The sequence below is a fragment of the Limnothrix sp. PR1529 genome, assembly GCF_002742025.1.
In the GTDB taxonomy this organism is placed as follows: Bacteria; Cyanobacteriota; Cyanobacteriia; order CACIAM-69d; family CACIAM-69d; genus CACIAM-69d.
Map to the genome: position 1 here is coordinate 342 of NZ_LIRO01000114.1, position 15,563 is coordinate 15,904.

The following is a 15,563-nucleotide window of genomic DNA, read 5'->3' on the forward strand; positions in this document are numbered from 1 at the left end:
CAAGTGTTGCCCGGTTTAGAATTATCGATTGTGATGGAGGTGCTGCAACGGCTTGATCGCGCAGACGATGAAAAAATCACCCGCTCGATAATCGAACAATTCCAAGCAAAATCTTGCCTAAGTTCCTTAAAGCAATGAATCACTTACTCCGGTCTTGAGCGCTGATTATGCCAACTCCTTGATCACCTTGATCACCCAAAACTCAACCAATCAAGATGCCGTGCTACTGAAATCGCTGGCTGGGAAATCACACCATCCTTCACCTGGGGCAAATCGCAATTGCCGGTTTCAGATATAGTAAAAAAGACCGTCAACACTCTACAAAATGATAAATTCTTATCGAAATGAATTGTTTAGAAAAATCAATGCAAAAACTTCTTAACTTTGCTCCTGGTATTGAGTTCTATATCAAAGTGGCAATTGCCTGTACGCTCATTCAGCAAGTATTCTTCTACTTTCTGGAAAATTCTCAGATTTCATTTATTAATCAAGTTTTTCTCTATTGGGCAGTTGGCTCTATTTCATTTTATGGTGTTGGCTTTCTGATTGAAAAAAATATTAAAAGCAATGATTTTCTGGCGAAAAAACTAACCGCAAGAGTGGTCAAAGTCAAAAAACAGACATTTCCTGCTTTTACAGTCAAAGGAATTGTTTTGGGTGAACTTAGGTCTTTGGCAGCAGCATTTGTAATTCTATACTTGGCTCCGGAGGTTCACAGAGGGAATAGCTTACTCCTTAACATCACATGGTTTTTGGCAAGAATTATTGTTGCAGATCTTTGCTTTTATATTGCACACTGGCTGCTTCATAGACAAGCTTTTATAAAAATTCACCTTAAACATCATGAATTTCGTGACTCTTCCAGCTTCGTTGCTGGATATAAGAGTTTTCCTGAATACCTGATTACAACCCTTACGGATCTTTTGCCTATTTTTATATTTGGGTATGATATTACTCAAGTCTGTGCATGGGTCATCGTCGGCAATATCTACAATTTAGAAGGACATAGCTCATTATCGATTTTCTTTATTTCATCGGATTTTCATGATCTCCACCACACCTGTTTTAATGGGAATTATGGTATTCAAGATTTTTGGGATCGTGTATTCAACACATTAAGACCGACCAAAAAACAGCTACGGCCCATTTTTCCAGCAAATTATCTGGCATCTAGCGATCACCACTAAATTCTGAGACCAGAAGGATTTAGGGCTACAGAGGGGGAATTCCATGGCGGGAAGTTTAGTCTATGAGCCTATCAGTTCCCCATTCGGTTGACGCATGACCGACGACTTGTCCTTGTTCTCAATGGTTTTGATTTGGTGGTTTTGATTCGGTGGTTTTGATCAGCGGCTTTGGTCGGCAGTTTTGATCAGTAGCTTTTAACGGCATCAGGTATTAGGACTCAGCAGTGTTTACAGGATTGGTGCAAGGACTGGGAACCCTGGAACGACTGGGGAACGATCGGGTGGTAATTACCTGCGAACCCGAGACGATCGGGGCGATTGTCCCCGGTTTGGAACTGGGTGATAGCGTGGCGGTGAATGGGGTGTGCTTGACGGTGGAAACCCTGTTGCCCGATGGGTTTGTGGCGGCTGTGTCCCCGGAAACCATCGATCGCACCACCCTGGGGCAAGTGCAGCGCGTGAACTTGGAACCTTCGTTGCGGGTGGGCAGCAAAATTGGCGGCCACTTCGTGACGGGGCATGTGGACGGGCCCGGCTGGTTTGAATCGGCGATCGCCACGGCCACCTCCTGGGAACTGAGTTTTCAGGCGAGCGATCGGGTCGCACGCTACATCGTTCAAAAGGGCAGCATCGCGATCGATGGCATCAGCCTGACGATCGCTGATTGCTCAGATGATGGCCGCTGGTTCAAGGTGGCCGCCATCCCCCACACCTACGCCCACACCACCTTGCAGGACTTGCAGCCTGGGGCCGCCGTCAACCTGGAAGGGGACGTGTTGGGGAAATATGTTGAAAAACTCCTGCGATCGGGAGCGGGCCCCCTGAACGGCGGCGCGGGGGAGAGCTATGCCATCACCCCCGACTTTTTAGCGGAGCATGGCTATCTTTAGAAGCCCGATCGCTCGTGGCCCGAACCAGTCCCATGCAGGGGCCCATAGAGGCGCTGCTGAGGAATGCCGGGGCGATCGGGCAAGGGCCGCGAAACCCAGTACCATAGATCCCGAAGCTCCCGAAAGCTCCCGAAGCTTAAGCAGCAAGATCAAGCCAATCCCTGAGCAGCGCTCAACGATTGGTAATCATGATTTGCAATCTCGAAGCCTGGGCAAACCGATCAATCCGCTCGTGGTTTTGGGGTTTGCGCCGTAGTCTCTGATGCGCCATTTCCGGCCAATTTTCCTTTAACAACCATTTCTTGAAAACGCTGGTTCTTCCTAGGTTGGCATGAGCGATTCCCCTGCGTCCGCCGTCATTGATCCGTCTACCGCCCTCGACTCCCTGGCCACCGCGCTCAACAGCGGCAACCTGAAAAAGCAATTGGCCGCCCTTCCGGCGTTAGCGGCCCTGGATGATGGCGTGGCCTTGCTGATCGACTTTGCCAAAGATCGATCGCCCCAGCCCTTGGCCATTGACACGATCGATCCGCTGCTGGGTCGCATCTGCCAACTATTGAACCGGGCCGACTTGCCCCAGGCTCGCAACTTCCTCGAAGGCTACTATCCCGATGGGGTGGTGGAGTTGCCCGGGGAATGCACCGTGGACTACCAACCCATTCAAACGGCGTTGCTTGAGGAAGATTTTGATCAGGCCGATCGAATCACCATCCAAAAACTGTGCGAGCTGGCGGGCCCCGAAGCCGTCAAGCGCAAATGGCTGTACTTCACCGAGGTCGATCGCTTCCCCGCCCTCGATCTGCAAGTGATTGATGGCCTGTGGCGCACCTATTCCGAAGGGAAATTTGGCTTTTCGATTCAGCGCGAAATTTGGTTGGGTGTGGGGCAAGATTGGGAAAAATTCTGGCCCAAAATTAACTGGAAACAGGGTAACCACTGGACACGCTGGCCCGGTGAATTTAACTGGAGTTTGGCAGCGCCCCGAGGCCATTTGCCCACCACCAATCAACTGCGGGGCGTGCGGGTGATGAATGCCCTGATGCGCCATCCGGCTTGGTCTTAGGAGTGAGCCAAGGGTTGCGCTAGGGGTTGCGCTGGTAGTGATGCTGGTAGTGGTGCTGGTAGTCACGCAAAGGGTTGTGCGAATCGTTGAGCCAATTTGGAAAAACCGCCAGCGGCGCGATCGCTAGCCATTGGGCCCCGATCGACCTAGGCTAAATGTGCTGTTTTCCACACAGGCATCGCCGTCACCTCCTCTCATGACCCATTGGGACACGATCGGGCAAACCCTCACCCTCTCTGGAGTCGCCTTAACCCAGTGGCGACAAACAAGCTGGCTGGGTCGTTGGATTGGGGCCCTCAGCGCTTGGCGACAAAGTAGCTGGCTGCTGCATTGGGGCGAAACCCTGCTGGCCCTGTTGGCGGCCACGGTTTTTGGCTTGGCTCCCTTTGTCGAAACGGATTTGCTGGGGCTGTTGCTGTTGGCGGCCGGCGCTTTTTGGGTGTTGCTAACGGTGACCGATCGCCCCGTTGCCGCTGCGGAAGCTGGCGATCAGCCCGGCTTGTTCACCCCCATTCACCTGTTGGTGTTGCTTTATGGGGCGATCGCCACCGTGGCCGTGGCCTTTTCGCCCGTCCAGGCTGCCGCTTTCGTGGGCTGGACTAAGTTGATTTTGTACCTGGTCTTCTTCTGCGTTCTGGCACGGGTCACCCGGCTGGAACGGGGCCGCGCCATCATCACCACCGTCTACCTGCTGGCCGCCTTAGCCACCAGCGTCTATGGTTTGCGGCAATGGATCTTTGGAGCCGATGCCCTGGCCACCTGGGTTGATCCAGAATCACCCCTCAGCAAAACAACCCGGGTCTACAGCTATTTGGGCAATCCCAATCTGCTAGCCGGTTACCTAGAAGCCTCGGTTCCCCTGAGTGTGGCAGCGATCTTGGCCTGGAAAGGCTGGATCCAAAAAATCTTAGGCGTGGTGCTGTTGGGGTTGAATGGAACCTGCTTGGTGCTCACCTTTAGCCGAGGTGGTTGGATTGGGATGGTGGTGGAGTTGGCAGTGCTGGGAATTTTGCTGCTCTATTGGTGGTCTGTGCGGTTCACTCCCTTTTGGCGACGCTGGGCGATGCCGGCCCTGCTGGGCGGTGGCACAACCCTGATGGTGTTGGCGGTGGCGGCTTTGGAACCTTTGCGCGATCGGGTCTTCAGCATCTTTGCGGGCCGGGGCGACAGCAGCAACAACTTCCGCATTAACGTTTGGCAAGCGGTTTTGCAGATGATCCAAGACCGCCCTTGGTTAGGCATTGGCCCCGGTAATGTGGCCTTTAACCGCGTCTATCCGCGTTACCAAAAGCCGAAGTTCAGTGCCCTCAGTGCCTATTCCGTGGTTTTGGAAGTGTTGGTGGAAACGGGTGTGATTGGTTTCACCTGCTTTGTTTGGCTGTTGGGCATGACGGCGTATCAAGGGGGACGAGCCCTCAATCGACTGCGACAACTGCAAGCCAGCCAGGGCTACTGGTTGCTGGCGGCCTTGGCCACCATGGCCGGTATGTTGGCCCATGGTTTGGTGGATACGGTTTGGTATCGCCCCCAGGTCAGCACGCTTTTCTGGTTAATGTTGGCCCTGGTGGCGGGGTTCTATCAACCACCGACCATCGCTTCAGCGGCAACCCCCGATCGCCCAAACTTGGCCAGCGAAGAGAGTTAAGCCGCCCGTTGATGATTCAACAGCCCAATTCACTGCCTTAACCGAGTTCACCGAATCGAATCAACCCAGCGAAACCATCAGGCGATTAGTCAAGCGCTGGAGAATTTTGCAGCCAGCGGGGGCAGATTGCTGGTTTGGGAAACCCGATCGAGCCGATCGGAGTCGAATCCCGCAGTGGCCTGTTGATGAATTCGGTTAACGGATAGTTATGACCCTTGAATCGCTCGATCGCCGTTCGCGCATTGCCGTTGCTTCCAATGAGGCGAACGATGTGCGGTTTTTGTCCTCCACAGGTCAGGGATTTGATGGGGTTGTGGGCTATGGCACGGGTGGCCAAGTGGACTGCACCGGTTCGCTGCTGTTGTCGGGCCAGCATGTGGTGACGGCGGCTCACTGTGTGGCCGATCGCCTGGTGAGCGACAACAGCTATCAGGTGTATTTCGATGTGCCCGAGGGGCGACAGTCAGTGCGGGTGCAGCAAATTTTTGTCCACCCCAACTGGGACAGCTCTGATCCAGATTCCAACAATGATGTGGCGATTCTGTGGCTTGCTTCTTCGGCTCCCGATGGGGCCGATCGCTACGATATTTACCGCAACGGCGATGAAGTGGGGCAGGTGGCGACCCTGGTGGGCTATGGTCAGCCGGGCACGGGCAGCGTTGGGGAACTAGTGGGTGATTTTCCCGCCATTCGCCGGTTAGGAACCAACCGCATTGATGGGCTAGGGGATGTTTTAAACCGCCAGTCAAATGTGGCCGTGTTGCCGGGAACCCAGTTGATCTATGACTTTGACAATGGAACTGATCGCAATGATGGCCTAGGGCGTGATTTTGGCCTGCGCGATCGGGGCACTGGCAGCACTGAAGTGGGATCCAGCAGTGGCGACTCCGGGGGGCCTTTGTTTCTTGGCAACCGCGTGGCCGGGGTGGTGTCCTATGGCGCTGTGCCCCGGGCCACGGGAGCCGACGTGACCGGCGCAAACGACACCAGCTACGGCGAAATTTTTGCGGCGACCCGGCTTTCAGCCTTTGCCAGTTGGATTGACAGCACGATCGCGCGGACTCTTTCCAGCAGCGATCTGTTGATCGGCACCAATCGCCCCGACACCCTGTCCGGAAACCAAGGCAACGACACCCTTTCCGGTCGTGGTGGGAATGATTTTCTCTCCGGTGGTCGCGATGACGATCGCCTCGAAGGCGGTGATGGGGATGATGATCTGTATGGCAACCTGGGCAATGACCTGTTGTTTGGGGAAGCGGGCAACGACAGCCTCTTCGGTGGTCAAGGCGATGACACGCTGATCGGCGGCGATGGGAATGATTGGCTGAGTGGCGATCGAGGAGTGGATTTGCTGACGGGTGGAGCTGGGGTCGATCGATTCATTCTCAATCCCACCACCGCCGACAGTAACCCCGCCCTGGCCGACATCATCACCGACTTCAGCGCGGAAGATGTGATTGGCCTCGCGGGAGGCTTAACGGCCAGTGCGATCGCCTTGGAATTGGGCAATTTGCGCAACACGCCAGGGACATTTATTCGTGGTGCAGGCGTTGTGTTGGGATTTGTCAACAACACCGATCCCAGTCAGTTAGCCGGCCGTTTTGAGGCGATCGGGTAACGTCGCTTGCTAGAACGGAGGGCAGTGCCCGCTTGCTTGACCGTTCTTGAGGAATTACCCCATGTCGTTTCCATCCCAGGACTACCAAATTGCTGTCATGGCTCGCGAGGAACTATCGATCGCGATCGATTGGGCGAGGGCAGAGGGTTGGAATCCTGGGCTACAGGACGCGGACTGTTTCTATGCAGCAGATCCCCAGGGATTTTTGGTGGGCAAGCTGGATCGCCAACCGATTGCCACCATTTCCGCTGTCAAATACGGCCATTCCTTTGGCTTCATCGGGTTTTACATCGTCCACCCAGACGCTCGGCATCAAGGCTATGGCATCCAAATTTGGCAGCGTGCCATCGAGATCCTTGAAGGCCGAACAATCGGCTTAGATGGCGTGGTTGCCCAACAAGAGAATTATCAAAAATCAGGATTTACCTTTGCCCATCGCAATATTCGCTTTGCGGGCATCAGCGATCGCGCTGACCAACTCCACCCCGACCTTGTGCCGCTATCCGCCATCCCCTTTGAGCAACTGAAACAGTGCGATCGTCGCTTTTTTCCTGAGCAACGCGAGCAATTTTTACGGGCTTGGATTGATCAGCCTGACGCTCAGTCCATGGGAATTTTGCAGGGCGATCGGCTCTGTGCCTATGGCGTAATTCGTGCGTGCCACACCGGCTACAAAATCGGCCCACTCAATGCTGAAACCCCTGATCTGGCTGATGCGCTTATCCAAGCCTTGATGGCCACTATTCCATTAGGATCAACCTTCTATTTAGATGTCCCTGAACCTAATCCGCAGGCGATCGAACTGACCCAGAAATACAAAATGAAACCAGCTTTTGAAACTGCCCGAATGTACCGAGGGTGCTCGCCGGAGCTGCCTTTGGGTCAGATATTTGGCATTACCAGTTTTGAGCTGGGATAACCCTGGGTATCATCATGGAGCATCAAAGCATAGCTGCCTGACTGACCAGATCTAGGACGGTCACCAATTTTGACGGAGATCGCCGCACCAAAACTATTGCGTCCCTCAAGATTATAAAATAGTAAAATACGCGAAAAACTATTTTGCTATAGAAGTCTCTGTATCTTATTAGACCAAGATGTATGACTAATATACTGAAATTTTAAAAATAGTTGAAAAAATCTCAAAGTGTTTCCTTGTCTATTTCTGCGTCTTTTCCTGGGTCTACTCTAATGCTGGCAAATTGTCAACTATCGGGTTATCAATTCATTGAAGAAATTTACCAAGGTTCTCGAACTGCTGTTTATCGCGGAATGCAGTTACCGTCACAACAGCCTGTTGTGATTAAAATTCTGCGATCAACTTATCCCAGTTTTGAGGAATTATTGCAATTTCGGAATCAATACACGATTTCCCAAGCCTTGGACATGCCAGGACTCGTCCGCTCCTATGCTCTGGCCGCCTATGAAAATAGTTATGCATTAATCATGGAGGATTTCGGAGGGATTTCTCTTCGTGAATATGCTCAAAATCAGCCATTGTCTTTACATGAAGTTCTGTCTATCGCTCTGCAATTGTCCGTGATTTTGGATTACTTGCATCAACAAAAAGTCATTCACAAAGATATTAAGCCGGCCAATATTTTGATTCATCCCTCCTCGGGAAAAATTAAATTAACTGACTTTAGTATTGCTTCCCTGTTGCCCCGGGAAGCCCAATATCTTCAGAGTCCCACTAGCTTGGAAGGCACGTTGGCTTATTTGGCTCCTGAACAAACGGGGCGGATGAATCGCGGGATTGACTACCGCAGCGATTTTTATGCTTTGGGTGTGAGTTTGTATGAGCTGCTGACTGGCCAACTTCCATTCCCCACCACTGATCCCATGGAGTTGGTGCATTGCCACTTGGCAAGACAGCCGATCGCCCCTTCAGCTCTGAATTCAGAAATTCCGCCCGTGGTTTCTGCGATTGTGCTGAAACTGATGGCTAAAAATGCTGAAGATCGCTACCAGAGTGCTCGCGGACTGGGCCACGATTTGCAAATTTGCCTAGATCAATTACAAGCGCAAGAGGCGATTTCAGATTTTGAGTTGGGTACTAGGGATCTCAGTGATCACTTCTTAATTCCTGAAAAGCTCTATGGTCGCGAATCAGAAGTAAAAACTCTGCTCGATGCGTTTGAGCGAGTTCAATCAGGCAAAACTGAGTTGATGCTGGTTGCAGGGTTTTCTGGAATTGGCAAAACAGCCGTCATCAATGAAATTCACAAACCCATTACGCGCCAAAAGGGATACTTTATTAAAGGAAAATTTGATCAATTCAATCGCAATATTCCCCTGTCAGCCTTTGTCCAAGCGTTTCAAAGCCTGATCGGGCAGTTGCTCTCGGAATCTGACCAAAAATTGCAAGATTGGAAATCAAGAATCCTGGAAGCATTGGGTAACCAAGCGCAGGTTTTGCTGGAAGTGATTCCAGGACTAGAACGCATCATTGGCTCACAGCCACCTGCACCAGAGTTGTCGGGAACGGCTGCTCAAAATCGATTCAAGTTGCTATTTCAAAAATTTATCCAGGTTTTTACGACCACTGAACATCCACTCGTGATTTTTCTCGATGACTTGCAATGGGCAGATCCAGCCTCCTTGCAAGTGCTAAAAGTCTTGATGGAAGATCAAGGATATTTATTGATACTGGGAGCCTATCGAGACAATGAAGTTTCAGTGGCTCATCCATTAATCTTGACTCTGCAAGAGTTACAAAAATCTCAAGCAACAGTTAATACAATTACGCTTCAACCGCTGACTATTCAAAATTTAAACCATTTAATTGCTGACACCTTTCATTGTTTGCCTGATTTGGCACTGCCACTGACAAAACTGATCCATCAAAAAACACAGGGAAATCCCTTTTTTACAACACAATTCTTGAAGACACTGCATGAAGAGGGTTACATCACCTTTAATGCTAATCACTGCCATTGGGAATGTGACCTAGCACAAATTAATGTCCTCGCTTTGGCTGATGATGTGGTGGAGTTTATGGCGGCGCAACTGCAAAAACTACCCCCTGCAACTCAGCAAGGCTTGCAATTGGCGGCCTGTATTGGTAATCAGTTTGATCTAGAAACATTGGCAGTGATTGCAGAGCAGTCTTTGATGGAAGCGGCCGCCACACTGTGGCGATCGCTTCAGGAAGGGATGATTGTGCCCGTGAATCAGGCTTATAAGCTCTTTCAAGCGGCAGCGACTGCCCAGGGCGATCGCCCCTATGACTTGAACCCAACCTATCGATTTCTACACGATCGCATTCAGCAAGCGGCCTATTCATTAATTGTGGAGACGGAGCGACCGGCCCTCCATTACCGAATTGGTCGGCTGTTGGTTCAGCACTTTACCCACAGTGATCAAGAGGATCGAATTTTTGAAATCGTTAATCACCTCAATTTGGGTCGTCATTTAATTACTGATGATTTTGAGCGGCGTGGGTTGGTTGGTTTGAATTTACAAGCAGGTCGCAAAGCAATTGCTTCGGCAGCCTATGGGGCCGCCTTGGATTATTTGAATCAGGGCATTGATTTGTTACCGAATGATGCTTGGCAGCAAGAGTATGATCTGACTCTTGAGCTACACCAACAACGCCTAGAAGCGGCCTACTTCAACACGGAGTTTGAACAGCTAAAAACTTGGGGCGAAGTGATTTTGCAGCACAGCACTTCGGTGTTGGATCAAATTAAAGTCTATGAAACCCGAATGCTGATTTTGCAGGCACAGAGTGAATTTGCGCAAGTGATTGATTTAGGGTTAGAGGTTTTGCAACAACTGGGGATTGAATTCCCCTTGCAGCCAACACCCGCAGAAATTGATGCAGCTTATGAGCGATCGCGCCAGGCCTGGGAAGCGCAAGATCCGTTGAGTTTGCTGGATTTGCCACCGATGAAAGATCCAAAACTCTTAGCCGCTATGCAGATTTTGACAAACTTGTCGCACTCTGCATGTATGGCAGCTCCAGCTCTATTGCCACTCCTGATTTTTAAACAAATCAACCTTTCAATTCATCACGGAAACTGTGCGGTTTCTGTGGTTTCCTATGCAGACTATGGAATGGTTCTTTGCGGAATCATGAATGATATTCCGGCAGGATATCAATTTGCGCAGCTTTCGCTGGCACTTCTGGAAAAATTGCAAGCTAATGCGTTTAAAAGCCGAGTTTATCTGGTTGTGAATACCTTTGCTCGTCACTGGTGCGAGCCGCTACAAGAGGTAACTCCAGCTTTGTTGGAAGGCTGCCGCAGTGGCTTGGAAAGTGGCGATTGGGAATGTGTAGCGCTGAATTTATTTACCTATTCTAATCATCAATATTGGAGTGGGCGAGAGCTGCTGGGCTTAGCGGAGGAACTGCTGAGCCATGAAGTTGTGATTGAGCAAGTGAAGCAGCAAGCAGCCTTGCGTGCCCATCAGTCTTATCTACAAGCGGTGCTGAATCTTCTGGGTAGATCGACTGTTCCCTATCGTTTGCAGGGCGATGTTTTTGATCTGGAGCAATTGGTTCCCTCCCTCAAGGTGGGGAATGATCGAGCCTCTCTGTTCAGTGGCTATTTGCATCAAATCTTTCTTTACTACCTATTTGAAGAACATGAAGCAGCTATAGCGTTAATTCCAAGGGTTCAAGAGTATCAGGATGCAGGAATTGGCTTCTTTTCAATGTCTACTTGGGTGTTTTACCAAGCGCTGATCGAGCTTCAGCAGCACTCCTTGGCAACCTCGTCCGAACAGGTCAAAATTTGGGAGTCAGTGCAAGGGGCCCAAGATCGCCTCAAACAATGGGCGACGGATGCGCCAGAGAATCAAGCCCATCGTTGGCAATTGGTGGCGGCTGAGGTTAATCGAGTGTTGGGGCATAAAACTGAAGCGATCGAGACCTATGACTGTGCGATCGCTGATGCTAAAAAAAGTGGGTTTTCCCATGAGGAAGCTCTGGCCAATGAGCTGGCAGCAAAGTTCTACCTCCAATGGGGTAAAGAAAAGGTGGCCGCCGGTTATATGCAAGAGGCTTACTATGGCTATGCGCGTTGGGGTGCGAAGGCCAAAACTGCGGATTTGGAGCGACGCTATCCACAGTTGTTGAGTCCAATTTTGCGATCGCCTGCGCCAGTTTTTAATCCCTTAGAAACGCTGGCAGCGGCTACAATTCCGCCGGCACTCCGCACATCTGCAATTCACAATTCTTCAGGCCAGGTTAGTGGTACGCCCAGTTCTTCTGCTTCCGACGTGAATGAAATGTTGGATTTGGCGGCGGTCATTCGTGCTTCTCAGACCTTGGCCGGTACGATTCAGTTAGATGATTTGTTGCGGCAACTAACACAAATTGTTTTGCAATGTTCGGGTGGCGATCGCTGTGCGCTGGTGGTTGTCGGTGGCGAAGGTGATTGGCAGGTGCGGGCGATCGCCCAGCCAGAATCAGTGAAAGTCTGCACAGAATCTTTGGAAACTTGCCCTGTTTTGCCAGTGCAGTTGGTGCAGTATGTGAAGAACACTGAGACAACAGTGGTGATTAATCACGGACAAACCAGCCTGCCCATCACAGATCAATATTTGATTCAGGCTGCCCCTAAAAGTGTGTTGTGTCTGCCAATTTTGAACCAATCGCAGTTGGTGGCGATTTTATATTTAGAAAATAGCGCGGTGGCCAATGTTTTTACGAACGATCGCCTACTGGTCTTGAACTTTCTCTGTGCCCAGGCTGCGATTTCTCTGGAAAATTCACGCCTATATCAGCAAGCCCAAACCTATGCCCACCAGCTTGAGCAGTCCCAATTACAGGTGGTGCAAAGCGAAAAAATGGCCTCGTTGGGCAATTTGGTAGCGGGTGTGGCCCATGAAATTAATAACCCGATCGGCTTTTTAAATGGCAGTATCCAAAATCTTCAGGATTCCATTGGAGATTTGCTAAGCCATCTATCGCTTTATCGGCAATATTACCCGGATCCTGAATCGGCTATTGAAAGCCATGCGGAAGCGATCGAACTAGACTTTTTAAGTGAAGATTTGCCGACGCTCTTGAAGTCTATGCAGTTAGCAACCGATCGCATCAAGGGAATTAGTAATAGCTTGCGAACCTTCTCAAGGGCAGATACCCAATATAGGATTCAGGCTCATCTTCACGAAGGGATTGATAGTACGTTGCTAATTTTGAAATATCGACTGAAGGCGAATGAGTATCGCCCAGCAATTCAAGTGATTCAAGACTATGGCAATGTGCCCCCGATCGATTGCTTTCCGGGGCAACTGAACCAGGTGTTTATGAATTTGCTGGCCAACGCGATCGATATGTTTGATGAGTTGGCCCAGGGGTCACCCTTTGAGCATTGGGTTGCCCATCCGCAACAAATTACAATCTGTACCCAAGTTGTGGATCAACAGGTGCAAATTGCTATTCGGGATAATGGGAAAGGGATGAGCGAAGCGGTGCGATCGAATATTTTTGACCATGCCTTCACGACAAAAGCCGTGGGCAAGGGAACGGGGTTGGGATTAGCGATCGCCCGCCAAATTGTTGTGGATAAACACGGGGGGAGCTTGGAGGTGCGATCCGAGATTGGCCAAGGTGCAGAATTTCTGATCAGCTTGCCAATTCGTGGAGATTAAGGCTGTGAGATTAAGGCTGTGAGTCGGTTGGGCTGTGGCGGTCAGCGGCCCCAACGGACAATGACCGCGCCCCAGGACAGACCAGCCCCAAACCCAGCCAGGGCCAAGGTTTGACCGGGCTGAATTCGTCCGTCACGAACCGCTTCGTCCAGGGCGATCGGGATGGAGGCGGCGGATGTGTTGCCGTAGCGCTCTAAGTTGCTGATGGTTTTTTCGTGGGGCAACCCAAGGCGATCGGCCACCGCATCGATGATTCGTTGATTCGCTTGGTGCAACAGCAGCCAATCTACTTGCTCGATCGACCGTTCCGCCCGATGCAAGGCCTTCTCGATCGCCTCGGGAACTCGCTTAACGGCAAAACGATAGACTTCCTGACCGTTCATAGTGATCGGCTGAAAATTGCCTTGACCCACCACGGTTCCGTTTTTGAGGGGCTGCTCGATCGTCTCTCCCGCCAGGTTCAAGACATGGTTCATGGAGCCATCGCTGCGTAGCTCAAACCCCAGCAGAGCATCGCTAGCGGCGGGTTGCTCCTGCAAATCGATCGCCTGTAACACCACAGCCCCTGCCCCGTCGCCAAACAGGATGCAAGTGCCCCGATCGTTCCAGTTCACCCAGCGCGAGAGCACATCGGCCCCAATCAGCAGCACATTGCGATAAACACCTGATCGCAAAAACTGAGCCGCCGTCACCAAGCCAAACGCAAACCCCGAGCAAGCCGCCGTCAAATCCATCGCCACCGCGTGGCTCGCCCCGATCGCCCCTTGGATCGCCCCAGCACTCCCGAACAAATCATCGGGCGTGGAGGTGGCCAGCAGAATCAAATCCAAATCAGCCGCCTGGAGATCCGCCATCGCCAACGCCCGCTGAGCAGCCTTTGCGGCCAACGGCGTAAGGGACTCCTGCGGTTGCGCCAAACGCCGTTGACGGATTCCCGTCCGCGTGGCAATCCACTCGTCGGAGGTTTCAACCAACTGCTCTAGGGCGAGGTTGTCTAAAATTCCATCCGGCAAAGCTGAACCGCTGCCAATGAGGGCGATTCCAAAGGGCGATCGCGTTTGCATTAATTCTCCGAAGCAACAGCCTGCTGCACGCTTTGTTGATACTGGGCTTGGATTCGCTCAATCACACGAGATTCCACAGCCGCCTTGGCGAGGCGGATGGCCCCAAAGGCTGAAGGGGCCCGCGAGCTGCCATGGCCAATAATGCAAACCCCGTTCACGCCCAGCAACAAACCGCCCCCATGCTCCGCATGATCGACCCGTTGCTTAATGCGCTTCAGGTTGTGCTTCAACACCGTGACCCCAATTTTGCCGCGTGTGCCCTTGGGTAGTTCTTCCTTCACCACCTGAAGCATCGCGCTGCCCACCGCTTCCGCAAATTTCAGCAGCACATTGCCCACAAAGCCATCACAAACAGCCACATCGAACTGGCCTGAGAGGATATCGCGCCCCTCGGCATTGCCCGCAAAGTGAATGGCGGGATTTTCCGACAGCAACTGATGGGCCCGCAGGGCCAGTTCATTGCCCTTACATTCCTCTTCGCCAATGTTGACCAAGCCCACGTTGGGCCGTTCCACCCCCAAAACATGTTGGCTGTAGATGGAACCCATCACGGCAAATTGCTCTAGGAATTTGGGGCGACAGTCCACGTTGGCCCCCACATCCAAGATCAAAACTTGCTTGCCATTGACCTGGGTTGGCAACACGGCCCCGATCGCGGGGCGTTCAATGCCCGGAATTCGTCCCAACCGCAGCAGTGCCGCCGCCATAGACGCGCCCGAGTGCCCCGCCGAAACCACAGCATCGGCTCGGCCTTCCTTGACCAGATTCGTGGCCACATTGATGGAAGAATTGGGTTTGCGGCGCAGGGCGGTTAATGGCTCTTCGTCCATCTCCACCACACCATCGGCGGGCACAATTTCGAGGTTTGAACCAGCATTGTGCTCTTTCAGGCAAGCCTCGATTTTGTGGGGATCACCGACTAGCAGAACCTTAACCCCCAGTTCTTCGCTGGCGCGCACGGCTCCGGCGACGATTTCTTCGGGGGCATAGTCGCCGCCCATTGCGTCAATTGCGATTCGATCCCCAGTTGACCCCATAGAAGCCGAACACGGTAGAAGTCTCCCAAATTTTACCAGACAGGGTGCAAATGGCTGTCGTTTGGCAACTGGGTTTGGCAATTAGGCCGAATCGCTGGGCTTGGCAATTGGGTTTGGCGGCTTTTGGGGAGAGCGGCCGGTGGCTGCTGGGGAATGGTGAACCCCGTGAGCCGATGCAACCGAGACTCCGGCCCTAAGTTAGAGTTAAGTTCGGGGCCGATCATCGATTGAGCTTGGGTTGACTTGGGTTGACTTGGGGTTGTTGGCCGCCAAACATTGAGCACAGCACTGAACACAGCAAGGTTAGATGAGCACAGCCCTGTGGCCGGTTGCTTGTGGTTCGGGATCGGCTGCCGGCGCTTGCGGCCTAGATTTGCGGTCTACGATTTGCGGTTCTAAGATCGATTGTCTTCATCCATCCGTTTAATCAATGCCGATCGAGCCACAGCCGAGGGG

9 protein-coding genes are annotated in these 15,563 nt (G+C 51.9%); 7 read left to right on the plus strand and 2 right to left on the minus strand.

Annotated elements, in window-relative coordinates:
• Positions 1–365 precede the first annotated feature (365 nt).
• The 7 genes from AMR42_RS15525 to AMR42_RS15555 all read left to right on the plus strand — a co-directional run bounded on the left by AMR42_RS15525 (position 366) and on the right by AMR42_RS15555 (position 13,006).
• The gene (locus AMR42_RS15525; RefSeq protein WP_099534567.1) at positions 366–1,187 is read left to right on the plus strand and encodes a sterol desaturase family protein; all 822 of its coding nucleotides are present in this window, start codon (positions 366–368) and stop codon (positions 1,185–1,187) included.
• Between the two features lie 224 nt (positions 1,188–1,411).
• Positions 1,412–2,077: a riboflavin synthase gene (locus AMR42_RS15530; protein WP_099534568.1), complete on the plus strand. Its 666-nt coding sequence runs from the start codon at positions 1,412–1,414 to the stop codon at positions 2,075–2,077.
• A 331-nt stretch (positions 2,078–2,408) separates the two neighbouring features.
• On the plus strand, positions 2,409–3,140 hold the full coding sequence (locus AMR42_RS15535; protein WP_099534569.1) for a GUN4 domain-containing protein: 732 nt from the start codon (positions 2,409–2,411) through the stop codon (positions 3,138–3,140).
• 196 nt (positions 3,141–3,336) lie between these two features.
• Positions 3,337–4,785 carry an IctB family putative bicarbonate transporter gene (locus AMR42_RS15540; protein ID WP_099534570.1) on the plus strand — a complete coding sequence of 483 codons (1,449 nt, stop codon included), beginning with the start codon at positions 3,337–3,339 and terminating at the stop codon, positions 4,783–4,785.
• Between the two features lie 208 nt (positions 4,786–4,993).
• On the plus strand, positions 4,994–6,403 hold the full coding sequence (locus AMR42_RS15545; RefSeq protein WP_099534571.1) for a trypsin-like serine protease: 1,410 nt from the start codon (positions 4,994–4,996) through the stop codon (positions 6,401–6,403).
• Between the two features lie 61 nt (positions 6,404–6,464).
• Positions 6,465–7,322, plus strand: a complete 858-nt coding sequence (locus AMR42_RS15550) for a GNAT family N-acetyltransferase (RefSeq protein WP_199858211.1) — start codon at positions 6,465–6,467, stop codon at positions 7,320–7,322.
• A gap of 272 nt (positions 7,323–7,594) precedes the next feature.
• Positions 7,595–13,006, plus strand: a complete 5,412-nt coding sequence (locus tag AMR42_RS15555) for an ATP-binding sensor histidine kinase (protein ID WP_099534572.1) — start codon at positions 7,595–7,597, stop codon at positions 13,004–13,006.
• Positions 13,007–13,047: 41 nt separating this feature from the next.
• Here the strand turns inward: AMR42_RS15555 and AMR42_RS15560 are convergent, their stop codons facing one another.
• Together AMR42_RS15560 and plsX are read right to left on the minus strand one after the other, a co-directional pair.
• On the minus strand, positions 13,048–14,070 hold the full coding sequence (locus tag AMR42_RS15560; protein WP_099534573.1) for a beta-ketoacyl-ACP synthase III: 1,023 nt from the start codon (positions 14,068–14,070) through the stop codon (positions 13,048–13,050).
• Positions 14,070–15,107 (minus strand): phosphate acyltransferase PlsX, encoded by a 1,038-nt coding sequence (gene plsX, locus AMR42_RS15565; RefSeq protein WP_099534574.1) that lies wholly within the window; start codon positions 15,105–15,107, stop codon positions 14,070–14,072. The genes AMR42_RS15560 and plsX overlap by 1 nt, the downstream gene beginning before the upstream one ends.
• Positions 15,108–15,563: the final 456 nt, after the last annotated feature.